The organism is Flavobacterium difficile (assembly GCF_011392115.1).
GTDB classification, from domain to species: Bacteria; Bacteroidota; Bacteroidia; order Flavobacteriales; family Flavobacteriaceae; genus Flavobacterium; species Flavobacterium difficile.
The window spans coordinates 129,443-149,496 of record NZ_JAAJBT010000003.1 but is presented as its reverse complement, the minus strand read 5'-3'; the positions used below and the strand labels follow the sequence as shown (position 1 = coordinate 149,496).

Genomic DNA, 20,054 nt, shown 5'->3' with positions numbered 1-20,054 from the left:
CTTTTTGTCTTAATACACTTGTTTCAGAATCACTAAAATTATTGTATTTTTACCAGCTAAAATTAAAACAAGACATTGATATCTAAAGAAACCATAGAAAAAGTATTTGACCAAGCTCGTGTAGAGGAAGTCATTGGCGATTTCGTTCAACTGAAACGTTCTGGAAGTAATATGAAAGGACTTTCGCCGTTTGTGAATGAAAAATCGCCTTCCTTTATGGTTTCGCCAGTAAAGCAAATTTGGAAGGATTTTAGCTCGGGAAAAGGTGGAAATGCCGTAACTTTCTTAATGGAGCATGAACATTTCACGTATCCGGAAGCCATCAAATATTTAGCCAACAAATACGGAATCGAAGTTGAAGAAACCATCGTAACCAACGAAGATATCGAACAAGCTAACGAAAAAGAAAGCATGTATTTGGTTTCGGAGTTTGCAAGAGATTATTTTCACAAAACGATGCTACAGACAGATGAAGGTCAGGCCATCGGTTTATCGTATTTCAAAGAACGTGGTTTTACAAAAGAAACTATACAAAAATTTCAATTAGGATATTCTCCTGATGTTTGGGATGCTTTTACCAAAGAAGCCTTAGGAAAGGCTTATAAACTCGAATATCTTGAAAAAACAGGTTTAACCATCGTGAAACAAGAAGACGGCAAAACATTTGATCGTTTTAAAGGCCGCGTCATGTTTCCGATTCAAAGTATGAGTGGCCGAGTATTGGGTTTTGGAGGTCGAATTTTAACCAACGATAAAAAAGCAGCCAAATATTTAAACTCGCCAGAAAGTGAAATTTATCATAAAAGTAAAGTTTTATACGGAATTTTTCAGGCCAAACAAGCCATTGCCAAACAAGACAATTGTTATTTAGTAGAGGGTTATACCGATGTGATTCAGTTCAATCAAAGTGGTATAGAAAACGTAGTGGCTTCCTCTGGAACGGCTTTAACACCAGACCAAATTCGTTTAGTCAATCGTTTAACGAATAACATTACCGTTCTTTTTGATGGTGATGCGGCGGGTTTACGAGCCTCTATTCGTGGAATCGATTTAATTTTGGAAGCAGGTATGAACGTAAAAGTTTGTAGCTTCCCTGATGGAGAAGATCCAGATAGTTTCGCCAAAAATAATTCGTACGATGTTTTAAAACAGTATTTAGAGGAAAACAGCAAAGATTTCATTCAGTTTAAAGCCGACTTATTAGTAAAAGAAGCTAATAACGATCCCATAAAAAAAGCCGAATTAATTAGAGATATGGTAAACAGTATTTCTAAAATTTCAGATTTCATTAAACGTGAAATTTACATTAAAGAATGTTCGCGTATTATGGACATTACGGAAGATGTAATTCGAAGTACTTTAGCCCAAATAGAAAAAAAAGACCTTTCTGATGCCAATAAAAAATTTACGGAAGAAAAAAAAGCATTTGAAGTTCATAAGAATAACGAGGAATTAAGACCCGAAAAAATTGACAGTCAGTATATTTTCGAACAAAAAATTATTGAAATTTTATTAACTAATGGATTAAAAACAGAAACCTTCACAGAAATTTTTCAGACTGAAGATGAATCGGGAAATTTAGTAGACATTAAAGAAACCAATTCTTATAAAATTTATGAAAAAATATATTTGGCACTTCAAGAGGATGAAATTGAATTAGCCAATCCAATATTCAGAAATATTTATACCGATATTATCAATTATTATAATCAGAATTTAGAATTCGAAATTGACAAATACATTTCACAAACAACTCCTGAAATAACAGAAAAAATTACATCTATTTTAATGTTAGAAGAACGTGATGCTTTACATAAGTGGCACCTTAGAAAAATTGTTGTAGAAGATAAAAACATAACTTTAGAGCAAAATGTTTCTGAAACTATATTATCTTATCGCTTTTTATTAATTGATAAAATGATTGCAGAAAACATGAAAAACATTTCACCTGATGTAACTATTGATAATTCAGAAATATTATCGAACAGTAAAGACTTAATTACTTTAAGAAATGTAATTGCAAAAAATTTAGGTAGGGTTTTAGTGCGGTTTTAATTTCTGTTTTCTTCATTCTAAGGGAAAAAGAAAAGCGTACTATTACTAACTTTTTTGAAAACTTACAAAACATAAAAAAACGAAGCTTAACTTCGTTTTAAATCAATTTATTTTAATTAAATAATCTCCAACTGCTTCGCTTTGTTAATCAAATCTAACAAGTTAGTAACACTTAATTTTTGTAGTAACCTTAATTTGTATGTACTAATTGTTTTTTCGTCTAACCCTAATATTTTGGCTACTTCTTTGTTCTTCTTACCATCACTAAAATAACGAAGTACTTCAATTTCTCTAGTAGATAATTTTTTGAATAATCGATCCGATTTTTTGGTTTTATTTAAAATTTCAATAGCTTTTCTAACTTCTGAACTAAAAACATACTCTCCGTTATTTACTCGAATGATGGTGTTTTCTAATTCTGCAAGCGTTATATTTTTGGAAACATAGGCTTTCACACCACATTTAATTGCTGGTGGCGCATACAAAGTATCAGAAACGTTAGAATAAAAAATTACATGCAGTTTAGAATGTTCTTGCATGATTTTTTTTATTTTTAGTATGCTATTTAATCCTGATAATTCGGCATCTAAAACTACACAATTAATTGAACCGGTTTCAATTTTAGCCAATAAATCATCAAAATTAGATACAACATCAGTAACCTTAATAGTAGCACTATTCTTAAAGTAAGTCTGGATTCCCAAGTGAACCACCGGAGAATTATCTGCTAAACAAAGTGTAATCATACTTTACTAATCTATTTTAAAATGTTAGCAATAATTTTTACACAAAATTAACAAAAAAAATTAAAAAATACGCTATTTATCTGATTATAAATTCTTTCGGGATTTCGCAAACCGGAATTGGTTGCATTTTATGTTGATTAATTCTGTTCAATCTCTCATAAATTTTAAATACTTCTGCTTGTCTGCCTTCAAAATTTTCAACCGATTTGCCTTGTTCCATAGCTAACATTGCCCATTCTAATTCGTCATAACTTGCCCCTAATTGGTCTTCGTCACTTCTATCATCACCGAATAAACCATCTGTTGGTTGGGCAACTAAAATACTTTCTGGAACACCTACAAATTTTGCCAATTGTCTCACTTCACTTTTCATTAAATCGGCAATCGGACTAACATCTACACCACCATCACCATATTTCGTGTAAAATCCGACACCAAAATCTTCAACTTTATTTCCTGTTCCAGCCACCAAAAACCCGTGAATTCCAGCTAAATAATATAAAGTTGTCATACGCAAACGCGCTCTTGTGTTCGCTAAAGTCAAATTCAAAGCTTTTTCGTTTTCACAACTTGGCACACTCATTTTAAATGTTTCAAAACTAGGCGTCAAATCTACTCGATCATTAAAAACATTTGGAAAACGTTTTTTCAATTGATTGATGTGTTCGTTCGCTCTATTAACATGACTCGCTGCTTGATGGATCGGCATTTCTACACACAAAACAGGAAAGCCCGTTTGTGCGCACAAAGTAGAAGTTAACGCGCTATCAATTCCGCCAGAAATACCAATTACAAAACCTTTTACACCAGAATTTTCGGCATAAACTTTCAACCAATTTACGATATGATCGTTAATTCCTTTTAAATTTAATGTTGTTTTATTTGACATAATTTTAATAAATACTTTAGCGATATAATTATATATTTGCAGTTCAATAATTTTTGATAAAAATAGTAAATTTCACGCGATGAAAAAATTAATCTTAGTACTAATTTCATGTTGTTTTTTCTTACACTGTAAAAAAAATGATGCGGTTGAAATAGTTGATGTAAAAAAAACAATAGACCTTAACATTGAGCGTTTTGATAAATTATATGCAGCAGCAACTGTGAATAGTTTGCCAGAATTAAAAAATCAATATCCTTTTTTATTTCCTTCTCAATTTCCTGATTCTATTTGGTTTGCGAAAATAAACGACCCTATTTTTAAAGAATTAAACATTGAAGTAGGCAAACAATTTCCTGACAATTCAAAATTTGAAGACGGTATAGAAATGATGGTTTCTAGAGTCAAACATTATTTTCCGGAAGAAAAAAAACCAAGAGTAATTACTTTAGTAAATGAAGTATTAATTGATAAAAAAGCCTTTTATACTAACGATCTAATTTTAATTTCTTTAGATACGTATTTAGGAAAAAATCATAAATTTTACGAACCGTTTGCCGAATACCAGAAAGCCAATTTAGAACCTCATCAAATTTTACCCGATTTAGTTACCAATTTCGCTTTTAGAAAAATTGTCCCTTCACAAGACAAATCGCTCATTAGTGAAATGATTTATTTCGGGAAACTACATTACTTAAAAGACTTATTACTTCCTGAAGTTCCAAATTATCAGAAAATTGGCTATACAGAAATGCAAGAAAAATTTTGTATTGAAAATGAAGCACAAATGTGGAGTTATTTAGTAAATGAAAAATTATTATACGACAACAACATTAAAAACTACCAACGTTTTATTGAAGACGGACCTTTTACAAAATTTTACTTAGACATTGACAGAGAATCACCAGGAAGAACAGGCCAATGGTTAGGTTGGCAAATTGTAAAAAGTTACATGGAAAATAACGACGTATCGTTAGACCAACTTTTAAAAACAGAACCTTCAATAATCTTTAAAAATTCTGGATACAAACCAAAGAAATAGTATTCGATTTGAGATGTACGATTTGAAACCATAAAAAATAAAAAAAACAATTCATCTAGCGAATACAAAACAAAAATTAACCTTTAACTTACTCTAAAAAAGTAACCTATTTTTAACAATGAGCAAAACATCTGAAATTAAAGTAAACATAGAATTAGACCAAAATAATGTGCCTGAAAAATTAACTTGGACAGCACAAGACGGCGGCATAAACAACGAAGAAGCAAAAACTGTTTTATTATCTATTTGGGACGCGAAAGCAAAAGAAACACTTCGTATCGATTTATGGACCAAAGACATGCCCGTGGATGAGATGAAAATCTTTTTTCACCAAACTTTAGTTGCCATGACAGACACCTTTCAACGTGCCACAGGTGATGAAAAAATGGCCGGCGCAATGACAGATTTTTGCGACTACTTTGCAGAAAAACTTGAATTAAAAAAAATATAAAAATTAGCCATTTAACAGATGGCTTTTTTTTTGTACAAATATTAAATAAAAGTTAAAAACTCAAAAGTAATAGTATTACTATCAATATTATTAGTATGTTTGTTTCATAATTAGTTTCAATTGTTAAAACTTAAAATTATGAAAGCAACTTCTAAAATTATACAGCTATTTTTTGTACTTATATGTACATTTACTTCTGCGCAATCTGATACTTTAAAAATAGTTCCAGATTTTACAACTATTGAAGAAGCGCTTAAAAATCCTTTGCAAGTAAAAAGGTTAAACTTAAGTAATCAAAACCTTACATTCGAACCTAATTTTTTTCAAAAATTTGAAAACTTAGAATACTTAAGTTTAAAAAACGATCATTTAAAAGAACTTCCTAAAGAAATTGGAAACTTAAAAAATTTAAAAATTTTAGATATCAGTGGAAATGATTTCGAAAGTATACCGACGGAATTTAAAAATTTATTGCACTTAGAAGAATTATATCTGAATGATGAAGTAAATCTTAATTTAGAAAAAAGTATTTCAACACTAAAACAATTACCCGCTTTAAAAATATTACACCTTTCAAATGATAAGTTAGACCAACTACCTAAAGGCTTCGAAGATTTAAAAAACTTAGAAATGTTATATCTGGACGACAATAATTTTAAGTTTTTACCGAAACAAATCAAAGGTTTAGATCATTTGCAATATTTAGACTTAAGAAAAAACCCAATTCAACCTACAAGTACAGAATTACAAAATATTAATTTCGGATTTAAAATAAGACTATAAACATGACAGATTCTATTATTGCATTATTTTCTTTAATTGCACTTGAAGTTGTTTTAGGAATAGACAACATTATTTTCATTTCAATTTTATCAGATAAATTACCAGAAAACCAAAGAAACAAACTAAGATATTGGGGAATTGGTTTAGCAATGGTAATGCGTTTACTACTTTTAGCAGCAATATCGTGGATTTTAAAATTAGACACTACAATATTTTCATTCTCAGGTGTCGATTTTTCTGGAAAAGGCATCATATTAATAGTCGGTGGTATTTTCCTAATTTACAAAGCTACTAAAGAAATTTATCACAAAACTGAAACAGTAGCACCAGAGAAAAAAACAGCAACAAAAGCTACTTTTGGAAAGTTATTAGGAGAAGTAATTCTCTTAGATTTAGTATTTTCTGTAGATTCAATTATAACTGCTGTTGGAATGGTTGATGAACTTTGGATTATGTATACAGCTGTTGTAGTAACTGTTTTAATCATGTTAATAGCTTCTAAACCAATTAGCGAATTCATCAAAAAACATCCTTCATTTAAAATACTTGCGTTGTGTTTTTTAATGATGATAGGAGTTTCGTTAATTGCTGAAGGTTTCCAATTTCACATTCCAAAAGGATACATTTATTTTTCCATGTTGTTTGCATTTCTAGTAGACATCATCCAAATGAAAACAATTAACCAAGTAAATCAACAACAATGATCGATTTATTATCAAACATAAAAATACAAGTCAACCCAAAACTATATGTAAAAGATCCTGAAACGTCTGCTTTAGGAAAAAAAATCATTCAAAACAGCATTTTACTTATAGACGAAATTGGCTTTGAAGAGTTTACATTCAAGAAGTTAGGTGAAAAAATAAGTTCCAATGAAAGTTCTATTTACCGCTATTTCGAAAACAAACACAAACTTTTAGTGTATTTGTCTTCATGGTATTGGGCATGGATAGAATACCGTTTAGTGTTTTCAACTACTAATATCGAGAACAAACTAGAAAAATTAAAAAAAGCTATAACTATTGTCACGGAAAACATAGAAGACGATTATTCAACCGCACACGTTAACGAAGCTGTTTTAAATAAGATTATAATTGAAGAATTTACCAAAACGCTTCATAACAAACATGTTGACAAAGAAAACAAAGAAGGGTTTTTCTTAATTTACAAACAGGTAAATTATCGTATAGAAAAAATGATAGAAGAAGTCAATCCAGAGTATCCTTTTGCTAAAAGTTTAGTATCTTCGATCATTGAAGGTTCTTTGCATCAACACTTTTTAAAAAATCATTTAAAAACGATTACCAATTGTAATTCAGAAATCAATCCGACTTCTTTTTACCTTCATTTAGTAGAAAATCTTTTAAAAAAATAAGATATGTCACCATTAAAAAGATATTATAATTTATTACGCCTAGATAAAAAAGACATTATTCAAATTGTTTCATACGCTGCTTTTGCTGGAATAATTAGTTTGTCACTTCCACTTGGAATCCAAGCCATAATTAATTTCATACAAGCCGGTAGAGCAAGTGTTTCTTGGGTTGTATTAGTAGTTTTAGTAATAATCGGCGTGGCTTTTGTTGGCTTACTTTCATTAATGCAATTGCGTATAACTGAAAATTTACAACAAAAGATATTCATTCGTTCTGCTTTTGAATTTACTTATCGTATTCCAAAACTAAAATTTTCTTCAACATACAACAGACATTCTTCAGAATTGGCCAATCGTTTTTTCGATACTTTATCGATTCAAAAAGGAACATCAAAATTACTAACGGATTTTTCTGCTGCGCTATTACAAATTTTGTTTGGATTAATTTTACTGTCGATTTACCATCCGTTTTTTATTATTTTCGGAATATTATTAACTATTTTATTGTATTTCATTTATAAATTTTCATACGAAGCGGGTTTAAAAACAAGTTTAAAAGAATCGAAATTCAAATACAAAGTTGCAGGCTGGTTGCAAGAATTATCTAGAAATAGTTTTAGTTTTAAAAACCCAAATCACTTTGAATTTGCGCTAGAAAAAAACAATAAATTAGTTTCAGATTATATCAATTACAGAGAAGAGCATTTTCGAGTGATTAAAAGACAATTTTCGCAATTGATTGGATTTAAAGTCATTATAACTGCGAGTTTGCTATTGATTGGAGGATTTTTAGTATTAAACCAACAAATGAACATCGGACAATTCGTAGCTGCTGAAATTATCATTTTATTGGTTATCAATTCTGTAGAAAAAATAATTTTAGGTTTAGAAACATTTTATGATGTATTGACCTCTGTAGAAAAAATTGGTGAAGTGACCGATTTACAAATCGAATCAGAATCGGAAGTTACGGCTTCAAACTGCTACATTAATTTAACTTTAGAGTTAGAAGATGTGAGTTTTAAATTTGAAGACGACACCACAAATGCTTTAGAAGGCATAAATTTAAAAATAAATCAGGGTGAAAAAATTGTAATTGAAGGTGATAACGGTTCAGGAAAAACTACATTAATTAGAATTCTGTCCGGATTAATGCAACCTACACAAGGTCATTTTATCATTAATGATGACACGTTTAACAAAATGGATATCAATCAATATCGAACGCATTTTGGAAGTATTTTACAAGGCGAAACTTTGTTCGAAGGTTCTATTTTAGAAAATTTAACGTTTAACAACCCAAACATTTCAAATGAAGATATCAAATGGGCTTTAGATAATTTGAAGTTAACTGGTTTTATAAAAACCTTACCAAATGGTTTAAATACTCCAATTTTTCCTGATGGCAAACAATTATCATCGTCTAACATTCAGAAAATATTATTAGCAAGATGCGTATTACACAAACCTAGAATTTTATTTTTAGAAAATCCAACTGATAAAATGGATGTAGCCACTTCCAAAGAAATCATTGCATTTTTAATGGATCCTAGTCAAAAATGGACAGTAGTAGCCACATCTAACAACAAGCAATTTAGCAACAGTAGTAATCGAATTATTACTATGGAAAAAGGAAAAATTAGTAACATTTTAAATAAATAATTATGTTAAATGTTTCAGACAACAACAGAATTAACAATAAAACGCTTGAAAAATACAGCGCAATCGGATTATTAAATAAAGAAAAACACTATAAAATTTTAAATAAAATTTTTCTTGTTTTTGTGACAATTGCCGTGCTTTTTTTATTTCTTCCATGGACGCAAAACATCTCTGGTTCGGGAGCAGTTACTACTTTAAAACCCAATCAACGACCACAAACTATTCAATCTTTAATTTCAGGACGAATTGAAAAATGGTATGTAAATGAAGGAGATTATGTAAAGGCGGGCGATACTATTTTATTCATTTCGGAAATTAAAGAAGATTATTTGGATCCGAATTTAGTAGAAAATACTAAAAACCAAATGATCGCTAAAGAAGACGCTGTTGCTTCTTATGAAAGTAAAGTTGGCGCCTTAGATTCGCAAATGAACGCCATTAATAACGAAAGAAATTTAAAATCGCAACAAGCTAAAAACAAAATCCGTCAAGCTATTTTAAAAATAAAAAGCGACAGTATGGATTTAGAAGCCATTAAAACACAAATAAAAATTGCGAATACACAATTTAAGCGTGCGGTTCAATTAAACAAAGAAGGCTTAAAACCAGTAACTGATGTTGAAGAAAAACGTTTAAAACTTCAAGAAATTGAAGCTAAAATTATCACTCAAGAAAACAAATTGTTAAGTAGTGAAAACGAATTGATAAATGCACGTGTTGAAATAAGCAGAATCAATGCCGAGTATTCAGAAAAATTCTCCAAAGCACAAAGTGATCAATACACTGCTCAAAGTAGCAAATATGACACAAAAGCTCAAGTAAATAAACTGGAAAACCAATACAACAATTATAAAATCCGAAACGGAATGTATTACATAAAAGCGCCGCAAAACGGATATGTAAACCGAGCTTTGAAATCGGGTTTAGGAGAAAACATAAAAGAGGGAACTCCAATTGTAAGTATCATGCCTGCAAAATATGACATTGCTGTTGAAACTTACATTTCTCCAAACGATTTCCCTTTAATTCAAAAAGGCGAAAAAGTTAGAGTTTGGTTCGATGGATGGCCTACAATTGTTTTTTCAGGTTGGCCGAATTTATCATACGGAACATTTGGAGGAAAAATTGTTGCGGTAGAAAATTTCATATCTGACAATGGAAAATATCGTGTTTTAATTGCTCCTGATGAAGAAGACAAACACGACTGGCCAAAACAATTAAGTATAGGCTCGGGTGCTCAAACAATGGCTTTATTAGACAATGTGCCAATTTGGTACGAAATATGGCGAACCCTGAATGGTTTCCCTCCAAACTATTATAAACCCGCTACTTCAGCAGAAAAAACCAAAGAAGTTTCAGAAAAAAAATAAACCCATGAACAAGTATTTCTTTTTTTTATTTTTTGTGTTTTCGCTATCAAACGCACAAATATCCACAAATGAAATGTCATTTAATGAGTATTTGGGTATGGTGAAAAAATTTCATCCTTTAGTTAAGATTGCCGATTTAGAAATTTCTCAGGCTCAAGCGAATTTGATGATGGCTAGAGGTGCTTTCGATCCGAAATTAGAAGCCGACTTTAGCAGCAAGGAATTTAAAGATAAAAAATATTACTCTTTATTCAATGGCGGATTTAAAATCCCAACTTGGTACGGTATTGAAGTAAAAGGCGGTTTTGAAAATACGGATGGTACTTTTTTAAATCCACAAAACAACACACCCACTGAAGGATTAGGATATGCTGGAATTTCTATTCCAATTTTACAAGGTTTTTTAATCAATCAACGAATGGCCGACTTAAGAAAAGCCAAAATTAATATCAACTTAAGTGCCGCGGAAAGAAATTTACAAGCCATTCAAGTGCTTCATCAGGCAGCTATTGCTTATTTTGTTTGGAAAAAAAATTATGACGAATTCAAATTGTACGAAACCTATTTAGAAAACGCACAAATTCGTTTAAACGGAATTAAAAGTTTAATTGAGCAAGGTGACAAAGCAGCTATAGACAGTGTTGAGGCTAATATTACAGTAAAAAATCGTTTGTTAAATAAAGAAGATGCTTTATTAAAACTTACAAAAGCCCGATTAGAGCTATCAAATTATTTATGGACTACAAATGCCATTCCAATAGAATTAGAAGAACAAATGTATCCTGAAATTAATTTATTTAAAAACATACAAGATTATTTAAGTACAAATGAATTAAATTTAGTGAGCTTTTCGACTGAAAATCATCCAAAAATCAACTCGCTGAACCTTAAAATTAACATGCTTGAAGTAGATAGAAAGCTCAAGGCCAACATGTTACTACCTAAAATAGATTTAGGATATAATTATTTAGCAACACCTAATCAGTTTCAGGAATTTCAATTTCAAGATTATAAATTCGGAGTTAATTTTGCGATTCCACTTTTTTTAAGAAAAGAAAGAGGTAGTTTAAAATTAGCCAAGCAAAAAATTGAAGTCGAAAAATTTAACGTTTCATTTGAAAGAGAGCAGCTTAACAACAAAGTAGCCTCGCAACAAGCAGAAATTATATCTTTAAAAAAACAAGAAAATATTATTTCAGATTTAGTAAAAGACAACTCAACATTATTAAATTCTGAAGAACGCTTATTCGAAATGGGTGAAAGTTCTTTGTTTTTAATTAATACAAGAGAAAACAATTTAGTTGCTGCACAATTGTCTAAAATTGCAATTGAAAACAGATTCTATATTTCTAATGCCGATTTATACAAAACTATTGCTAATCCGAATTAATTTGCAGATGCAAAAATGAGACGTGCCATTTATTAAAAGAATATTGTATTTTTGCACTCTCAATTTCAGATTATGATCATTATAAAAACAGCTGAAGAAATCGAATTGATGCGCGAAAGTGCTTTGATTGTTTCTAAAACTTTAGGAATGCTTGCCAAAGAAATTCAACCTGGAGTTACAACTTTACATTTAGATAAATTAGCAGAAACCTTCATTAGAGATCATGGAGCAGAACCTGCTTTTCTTGGCATGTATGGTTTTCCAAACTCTTTGTGTATGAGTCCGAATACTCAAGTTGTTCATGGAATTCCAAACAATACACCACTAAAAGATGGCGATATCATTTCTGTTGATTGTGGAACTTTAAAAAATGGATTTTATGGCGATCATGCTTACACCTTTGAAGTGGGTGAAGTAGCAGAAGAAACCCGAAAACTATTACAAGTTACAAAAGAATCCCTTTATGTTGGAATTCGAGAAACTAAAGTTGGTAATCGCGTTGAAGATATCGGTTATGCCATTCAAACCTATTGTGAAAAACACGGTTATGGCGTAGTTAGAGAATTATGTGGACACGGCTTAGGTAGAAAAATGCATGAAGATCCGGAAGTTGCCAACTACGGTAAACGTGGACATGGAAAAAAACTAGTAAACGGAATGGTAATTGCCATTGAACCTATGATAAATTTAGGAACCAGAAACATCATTCAACACAAAGATGGCTGGACGATTACAACTGCCGACAACAAACCTTCTGCTCACTTTGAACACGATGTAGCTATTGTAAACGGAAAACCAGAATTACTTTCCACTTTTGCTTATATTTATGAAGCTTTAGGAATTGTAAGTAATGAAGAAGAGGGATTGAGAGAGAAACCTTTGGTTTTATAATTCTTACTAGCTAAAAACAAAAACCCTTCAAGAGTTTCGAACTCTTGAAGGGTTCAACATAAAAATAAAAAATGAAGAAAATTTTCAAATTTATACTAAACACAATCCCTCGTCCTATTTTAATTAGATTGAGTATTGTGGCACGACCAATTATTGCATTCTTATTAAAAGGAAATAAATTTACGGATCCAATCGATGGCAATAGTTTCCGAATGTTTTTACCTTACGGATATGGTACACAACGAAATAACGTTTTATCACCAAGTACTTTATCTTTAGAAAGACACCGTTTGTTATGGTTGTATCTTCAAAATGAAACGAATTTTTTTCAATCTGAACTTGATTCAGATGCTGTTGATTCTAACCCAAATCGCATTAAAATAGGAGATACTAAAACTAATTCAAAATTAAAAGTATTGCATTTCGCACCGGAACAAGAGTTTTATAAACGATTTAAAAAGCAAGCGAATTTAGACTACACTACTACGGATTTACTATCGCCATTAGCAGATGTAAAAGCAGATATTTGCAATTTGCCTTTTGAAGACAATCAGTACGACATGATTTTGTGCAACCACGTTTTAGAACACATTCCTGATGACACAAAAGCTATGCAAGAATTATACCGTGTAATGAAACCTGGCGGAATGGGTATTTTTCAAATTCCACAAGATTTAAAAAGAGAAGTTACTTTTTCTGATGATTCTATAACTGATCAAAAAGAACGTGCCAAAATATTCGGACAATATGATCATGTTCGCGTGTATGGAAGAGATTATTTCAATAAATTAAGAAGTATCGGTTTCCGTGTAGAAGAAGTAGATTACACCAATACAATTCCAGCAGATTTAGTAGAAAAATACTGTTTAGCAAAAGGAGAAATTATTCCTGTAGTTTATAAATAAAAAAATCCCGACTCAAATGAGTCGGGATTTTTTAGTTAGATTATTTTGTTTCTGGCATTAAAACACCAATTTTCTTTTCCTGAGTTAAATATTTTTTTGCTACTTCTTGAATTTGTTTTGCGGTAACCGCATTTACATTTTCTTCATACTTTAAAACATCCTCAAGATTTCCAGAGTTCATATAAACTTTTGTAAAGTTAGACATCCAGAATCTATTTTCTTTACTGTTTTTCTTATACTCTAATAAATTGGTTTCTTTTACTTTTAAAACATCTTTTTCCTCCGGACCATTTGCTACTAACTTTTCCATTTCTTGCAAAGCAGATTGTGTTAATTTATCTGCATTATCAGGACCACATGGAAAAGAGATATTAAAATTATATGAGCCATAAGGTACTTTCGAAACCGAACCACTAGAACGAACCGTATATACGCCACTTTCCGCTTCACGTAGTTTTTCTGTTAATTTAATGTTTAAGATTTCTCCTAAAAACTGCATTGGTAGTATTTCATTGGCATCATAAGTTGACTCACCACTAATTAAAATGGTAACATTACTTTTTGGATCTGTTCCTTTGTTAATTACTTTTTTCACATCGCCTTTAATCATTCTGTAACCTAAATCTTTATATGTTTCTTTAGATTTTGTGCTTGGTAAAGAAGCAATATATTTCTTAACTAAATTTTCAAATTGCGTTTCATCAATATTTCCAACAAAGTAAAATTCAAAATCTCCTGCATTAGCAAATCTTTCTTTATACTTTTCGTAGGCTAACTTGTAATCTGTATAAGCCCACTCTTTTTCTAAAGGCACTAATCCTAAAAATCGTGGGTTATTCTGATTTAAATAGCTATAAAACTCTTGACTAAAATAAAAGTTAGGCTGAGAAGAAATATTCGAATACATAGAATTTTGTTTTTGCTTAAACGCTTCAAACGCTTCAACATCGTAATTTAAATCTGTAAAATACGCATACATCATTTGTAGCATATATTCGAAATCTTTTGGTGTAGACGAACCTCTTAAACCTTCTGTCATTCCAGAAATATACGGCGAAACACTTGCTATTTTACCCGACATAAACTTAGTAATATCATTGGTTTTTAAACCCGAAATTCCAGCTTCGGTTAAACCACCATTTGCCCAATTTACCTTTTTGAAATCTTCATTCGAATACATATTTGAACCACCAAAACTTACCGCTTCAAATAGAATCTCTTCATTTTTAAAATCAGTTTTTTTGTATTTTACAACTGCCCCATTTGATAATTGAAATGTTTTTACTCCTACTTTATCGTTTGTTGTTTTAGCTGTTATTGTACCTTCTTTAATAGAACTTCTAAGTAATGATGTTGCAACTGCTTTATCTTCGTAATCTTTAATTGAAGCTGCATCGTTATTAATTACTGCTAAAACTTCTTGTTCTGTAGCTTTTTTAATGCCCTCTTTTTCTGGACTTGTTAAAATTACTACACGATTTTCATCTCTAATTAATTTAGAAATTTCTGCATTAACATCTTCAATAGAAATTGTTGGAAGTACTTTTGAAACAAAGTTATAAGACCATTCGATACCCGGAGTTGGGTCATTATTTAAGAAATAAGATTGCAATTCATTTACATACATTTCAGAATTTTGCTTGTCTTTTTCTTTAAATTGTTTGTCCATAGCAGCTAAAATTTCTGCTTTTGCTCTTTCCAATTCAGCGGCTTTAAAACCGTATTTTTTCACTCGGTTATTTTCGTCTACCAAAACTTTCAAAGCTTCTAATTGCTTATTGTCTTGCGACATAGCTACAGACTGATATGCTTTTTTAGTTTTAGCAAACGTTTCTCCATGATACGAAAATCCATATAAAAAAGGTGGCGTTGTACTGTTTGCATACTCATCTAAACGTGCATTAATCATACTAGTAAACAAACCTTCGACCATTTCGCTTTTTAAATCTTTAACGGTAACACTTTTCTTAGGCGCATCTAAATCTTTGTACAATAATTGAACGTCTGAACTTGTCGCTTCTTTGTCTGATTCAATCGCAATGAAAGTTTCTTTATGATTTGGTACTTCAAATTGTTTTCTTGGTTTTTCGTTTTTCGGGTTTTTATAAGAACTAAAATGCGCTTTAATTTTTTGTTCCATTTCATTTACATCAATATCACCAACTACTATCACCGCCATTAAATTCGGACGGTACCAATCTTTGTAAAAACTAGTTAATTTATCGTAAGTAAAATTTTCTAAAACTTCTTTTTGTCCGATTGGCAAACGATTTGCATATTGTGAATTATACATCATTTTAGGCATAAATCTTCCCATCATTCTTTTATCTGCTCCTAAACCCAAACGGTATTCTTCCAATACCACACCTCTTTCTTTGTCTACTTCTTCAGGTGTTAAAGTTGTATTAAAAGCCCAATCTTCTAAAATATTAAATCCGTTTTCAATTTTTTCAGGGCTATCTGCTGGGATTGGTAAGAAATAAACCGTTTCATCAAAACTTGTGTACGCATTTAAGTGTTGTCCAAATTTTACACCGATACTTTGTAAATAATCTACAAGTTTGTTTTTTGGAAATCTTTTTGTGCCGTTAAAACACATGTGTTCCATAAAATGGGCCAAACCTTGTTGCGCATCTGTTTCTAAAATAGAACCTGCTTTGATAACAAGTCTTAAGTCTACTTTCTTTTCTGGTTTTGCGTTTTTCCTAATAAAATACGTTAATCCATTTGGTAAAACTCCAGTTCTAACATTTGCGTCAAATGGAATTTTTGCAGACAAACCTACATCTTGAGCCAGCATACTCAATGGCAACACAAAAACCGCTACCGATAATTTTTTGAAATAATTCATAGTTTAGTTGATTTAATTTTTTACAAATAAAAACGATTAAAAAGTATGTTTATTGTATTTTAACATACTATTTAGTACATTTTTAAATTATTAACTATTTTTAACACAATACAAAATACTGTAGATATGGGATTAAAATAATAGTTTTTGGCATAGTTTTTATATCTTTATATTTTGAAAATATAATTTATGAAGCAGTTATTCCAAATCTTAGCGTTATTACTTACTACACTTGTTATTTCTCAAGAAAAAGAAGTAATTCCTCCATACAACATTAAAACAATTACCTTTTCTCAAAATGTAAACAATACGATTCCTTTTTTTAGATTGGGTGAAAATTTTGATTTACAATTTGATGATTTGTATGGTAATGAAGCTGATTACTATTACACAATTGAACAATATAATTATGACTGGACACCCACTCAATTACTTAAAAACGAATATTTAAGTGGTTTAGACAATCAGCGCATACAAAACTATCAGAATTCTTTAAACTGCTTGCAAATTTATTCGCATTATACCTTGAGTTTTCCTAACAAATTCAATCAAATTATTAAAAGTGGTAATTATATTGTGAAAATTTTTGATGAAGATCAAGAAATTGTATTTTCAAAAAAATTCATCATTTATGAAGACAATACGGCTGTGGGTATTACAGTGAGACGTTCGAGAGATATGGAAACTGTAAACCAAAAACACAATATAGAATTTTTTATAGATTTTAAAGACAAACTATTACAAAATCCAAAAGAAAATGTAAAAGTATCTATCTTTCAAAACGGCAAGTTTAACAATGCCATTCATAATATTAAACCGCAGTACACCATTGGCACTCAATTGATTTACAGATACAATAAAGAAACTCAATTTTGGGCAGGAAATGAATATTTAAATTTCGAAAACAAAAATATTCGAGGCGCTTCTAATACCGTATTTAAAGTAACTTCGGGAGATATCTACAATACATTTTTGTATACTAATGAAGCTAGAAAAAATAAAATTTACACGTTTTTTCCAGACATTAATGGCAATTTTTTTGTCAACAATCTAAACACGACTCAAAACACTATTGAAGCGGATTATTCGTGGATCTATTTCAGTTTAGTTTCAGATATAAATCCATTAGAAAAATCGATTTATGTAACAGGGATGTTTAATAATTATCAACTTTCAGATGAATTTAAAATGGAATACAATACTAAAACTAAAACTTTTGAAAAACCGATTTTATTAAAACAAGGTTTTACCAATTATATGTACACTGTTGTAGATAAAAATGGTAAAATTGATGAAAAAAATGCGGTTGACGGTAACTTTTATCAAACCGAAAACGAATATATTGTATTGGTCTATTATAGAGGTGGCGTTGAGCGTTATGATCGAATTATTGGTATCGGACGAGCCAATAGTACAGATATCATAAATTAACAATACTTTAAAATTTTTATTTCTCAACTAAACTATTTTATTAGTAAATTTGAATTTACTTAAAAAAAAAGCAGATGAATACTCAAATCACCAGTGGAATAAAAATATCTGTTGCCACTAATTTCGAAGGTAATTACTATAAAGATTATGCGATTCTTTATGCTTTTTCATATGAAATTACTATCGAAAATTTGAGCACTGATATCGTACAATTACAATCGCGTCACTGGGACATCTTCGATTCCTTAAATTTTACCGAATCTGTTGATGGCGAAGGTGTAGTTGGACAAACTCCAATTATTATTCCTGGTGATAAATATGTATATTCTTCCGGTTGCATGTTGCATTCTACAATTGGCGCCATGAAAGGTTTTTACACCATGCTAAATTTCACTACTTCTGAAAACTTTGAGGTACAAGTTCCAACCTTCAAATTGAATGTACCTTTTGCGATTAATTAAATCAAATCCTAACTTTTCTGTTCAATAATTTATTTTAGAATTCAATTAATCCTTTGTACTTTTACGTCAAATTATGACAAACTAAAAATTGTCTAGTTGTCTTATTGTCTAATTGTCAAATTAAATACAATGTTAAAAGGATTTTTTAATATACCTAAAGCGGTAAACGAGCCTGTAAAAGGTTACGCACCCAATTCTCCAGAAAAAACAAGAGTTTTAGACGCTTATAAAGCGATGTGGAATTCGAAAATTGATGTGCCATTATATATTGGTTCAGAAGAAATTTTCACAGGAAACACTAGAAACATGACTGCTCCACATGATCACCAACATATAGTTGGAACGTATCATTTAGCTGAAAAATCTCATGTAGAAAAAGCCATTGCTAATGCTTTGGAAAGCAGAACAAAATGGGCGAACATGGCTTGGGAACAACGTGCTGCTATCTTTTTAAAAGCTGCGGAATTAATCGCTGGTCCTTACCGTGCTAAAATTAATGCCGCAACAATGATTGCGCAATCTAAAACCATTCATCAAGCAGAAATTGACGCTTCTTGTGAGTTAATCGACTTTTTACGTTTCAACGTAGAGTTTATGACACAAATTTATGCGGATCAACCAACCTCTAATTCAGACATGTGGAACAGAGTAGAATACAGACCTTTAGAAGGTTTTGTATATGCTGTTACGCCTTTCAACTTTACGGCAATTGCAGCAAATTTACCTGCAAGTGCGGCATTAATGGGTAACGTTGTCGTTTGGAAACCAAGTGATAGTCAAGTTTTTTCTGCAAAAATCATTATTGATGTTTTCAAAGAAGCGGGTGTTCCAGATGGTGTAATTAATGTTGTTTTTGGTGATCCCGTAATGATTACAGATACGGTTTTAGCTTCTCCTGATTTTGCAGGAATTCATTATACAGGTTCGACTTTCATCTTCAAAGAAATTTGGAAAAAGATCGGAGAAAACATTCACAATTACAAAACATATCCAAGAATAGTTGGTGAAACGGGTGGAAAAGATTTCGTTATCGCACATCCATCTGCCAATGTAAAACAAGTTACTACTGCAATTACACGTGGTGCTTTTGAATTTCAAGGTCAGAAATGTTCAGCGGCATCCAGAGCTTATATTCCACAAAGTTTATGGCCAGCGGTAAAAGAACAATTAATTGCTGATGTAGCTACCATGAAAATGGGGTCTCCGGAAGATTTCTCAAACTTCATTACAGCAGTTATCCATGAAGGCTCATTTGACAAATTGGCTAGTTATATCGACCAAGCTAAGAAAGATACTGATGCAGAAATTATCATCGGTGGAAATTACGACAAATCGAAAGGATGGTTTGTTGAACCAACAGTTATCGTAACAACTAATCCAAAATACGCTACAATGGAAACTGAACTTTTCGGACCAGTAATTACCATTTATGTATACGAAGATGCGAAATGGGCTGAAACGTTAACTTTAGTAGATCAAACTTCTGAATATGCTTTAACTGGAGCTGTTTTAAGCACAGATCGTTATGCCATTGAAGAAGCAACTGTAGCTTTACAAAACGCTGCTGGTAACTTCTATATCAACGACAAACCAACTGGTGCTGTTGTAGGCATGCAACCATTTGGTGGAGCAAGAGCTTCTGGAACCAATGACAAAGCAGGTTCTGCACAAAACTTATTGCGTTGGGTTTCTCCAAGAACTATAAAAGAAACTTTCGTGACACCAGAACATTATAGCTATCCGTTTTTAGGATAA

The 20,054-nt window shown here is 31.1% G+C and carries 17 protein-coding genes; 14 read left to right on the top strand and 3 right to left on the bottom strand.

Annotated elements, in window-relative coordinates:
* Positions 1-75 precede the first annotated feature (75 nt).
* Positions 76-2,055, top strand: a complete 1,980-nt coding sequence (gene dnaG / locus G4D72_RS06730; RefSeq protein ID WP_166076890.1) for a DNA primase — start codon at positions 76-78, stop codon at positions 2,053-2,055.
* A gap of 116 nt (positions 2,056-2,171) precedes the next feature.
* On the opposite strand, the gene G4D72_RS06725 is transcribed toward dnaG, so the two are convergent.
* Both G4D72_RS06725 and nadE read right to left on the bottom strand, forming a co-directional pair.
* Positions 2,172-2,801, bottom strand: coding sequence for a response regulator transcription factor (locus G4D72_RS06725; protein WP_166076889.1), 630 nt, complete (start codon positions 2,799-2,801; stop codon positions 2,172-2,174).
* Between the two features lie 76 nt (positions 2,802-2,877).
* Positions 2,878-3,690, bottom strand: a complete 813-nt coding sequence (gene nadE, locus G4D72_RS06720) for an NAD(+) synthase (protein WP_166076888.1) — start codon at positions 3,688-3,690, stop codon at positions 2,878-2,880.
* A gap of 79 nt (positions 3,691-3,769) precedes the next feature.
* Here nadE and gldB point away from each other — a divergent pair, with 79 nt between their 5' ends.
* The 10 genes from gldB to G4D72_RS06670 all read left to right on the top strand — a co-directional run bounded on the left by gldB (position 3,770) and on the right by G4D72_RS06670 (position 13,556).
* Positions 3,770-4,729, top strand: a complete 960-nt coding sequence (gene gldB, locus G4D72_RS06715) for a gliding motility lipoprotein GldB (protein ID WP_166076887.1) — start codon at positions 3,770-3,772, stop codon at positions 4,727-4,729.
* Between the two features lie 118 nt (positions 4,730-4,847).
* Positions 4,848-5,180, top strand: coding sequence for a gliding motility protein GldC (gene gldC / locus G4D72_RS06710; RefSeq protein ID WP_166076886.1), 333 nt, complete (start codon positions 4,848-4,850; stop codon positions 5,178-5,180).
* 138 nt (positions 5,181-5,318) lie between these two features.
* Positions 5,319-5,963: a leucine-rich repeat domain-containing protein gene (locus G4D72_RS06705; RefSeq protein ID WP_166076885.1), complete on the top strand. Its 645-nt coding sequence runs from the start codon at positions 5,319-5,321 to the stop codon at positions 5,961-5,963.
* Positions 5,964-5,965: 2 nt separating this feature from the next.
* Positions 5,966-6,667: a TerC family protein gene (locus tag G4D72_RS06700; protein ID WP_166076884.1), complete on the top strand. Its 702-nt coding sequence runs from the start codon at positions 5,966-5,968 to the stop codon at positions 6,665-6,667.
* Positions 6,664-7,338 (top strand): TetR/AcrR family transcriptional regulator, encoded by a 675-nt coding sequence (locus tag G4D72_RS06695; protein ID WP_166076883.1) that lies wholly within the window; start codon positions 6,664-6,666, stop codon positions 7,336-7,338. Before G4D72_RS06700 ends, G4D72_RS06695 begins: the two co-directional genes overlap by 4 nt.
* 3 nt (positions 7,339-7,341) lie before the next feature.
* On the top strand, positions 7,342-9,000 hold the full coding sequence (locus G4D72_RS06690; protein WP_166076882.1) for a peptidase domain-containing ABC transporter: 1,659 nt from the start codon (positions 7,342-7,344) through the stop codon (positions 8,998-9,000).
* Positions 9,001-9,002: 2 nt separating this feature from the next.
* Positions 9,003-10,370, top strand: a complete 1,368-nt coding sequence (locus tag G4D72_RS06685; RefSeq protein ID WP_166076881.1) for an HlyD family secretion protein — start codon at positions 9,003-9,005, stop codon at positions 10,368-10,370.
* 4 nt (positions 10,371-10,374) lie between these two features.
* Positions 10,375-11,760, top strand: a complete 1,386-nt coding sequence (locus G4D72_RS06680) for a TolC family protein (protein ID WP_166076880.1) — start codon at positions 10,375-10,377, stop codon at positions 11,758-11,760.
* A gap of 72 nt (positions 11,761-11,832) precedes the next feature.
* Positions 11,833-12,651: a type I methionyl aminopeptidase gene (gene map, locus G4D72_RS06675; protein WP_166076879.1), complete on the top strand. Its 819-nt coding sequence runs from the start codon at positions 11,833-11,835 to the stop codon at positions 12,649-12,651.
* Between the two features lie 71 nt (positions 12,652-12,722).
* A complete protein-coding gene (locus tag G4D72_RS06670) occupies positions 12,723-13,556 on the top strand; it encodes a class I SAM-dependent methyltransferase (RefSeq protein ID WP_166076878.1) in 834 nt (277 codons plus the stop codon).
* Between the two features lie 40 nt (positions 13,557-13,596).
* Here the strand turns inward: G4D72_RS06670 and G4D72_RS06665 are convergent, their stop codons facing one another.
* A complete protein-coding gene (locus G4D72_RS06665; RefSeq protein WP_166076877.1) occupies positions 13,597-16,407 on the bottom strand; it encodes a M16 family metallopeptidase in 2,811 nt (936 codons plus the stop codon).
* 189 nt (positions 16,408-16,596) lie between these two features.
* Here G4D72_RS06665 and G4D72_RS06660 point away from each other — a divergent pair, with 189 nt between their 5' ends.
* From G4D72_RS06660 to pruA, 3 genes are all read left to right on the top strand, one after another.
* The gene (locus G4D72_RS06660; RefSeq protein WP_166076876.1) at positions 16,597-17,838 is read left to right on the top strand and encodes a type IX secretion system plug protein; all 1,242 of its coding nucleotides are present in this window, start codon (positions 16,597-16,599) and stop codon (positions 17,836-17,838) included.
* 74 nt (positions 17,839-17,912) lie between these two features.
* Positions 17,913-18,299 carry a Co2+/Mg2+ efflux protein ApaG gene (apaG, locus tag G4D72_RS06655; protein WP_166076875.1) on the top strand — a complete coding sequence of 129 codons (387 nt, stop codon included), beginning with the start codon at positions 17,913-17,915 and terminating at the stop codon, positions 18,297-18,299.
* A gap of 129 nt (positions 18,300-18,428) precedes the next feature.
* Positions 18,429-20,054, top strand: coding sequence for an L-glutamate gamma-semialdehyde dehydrogenase (gene pruA, locus G4D72_RS06650; RefSeq protein WP_166076874.1), 1,626 nt, complete (start codon positions 18,429-18,431; stop codon positions 20,052-20,054).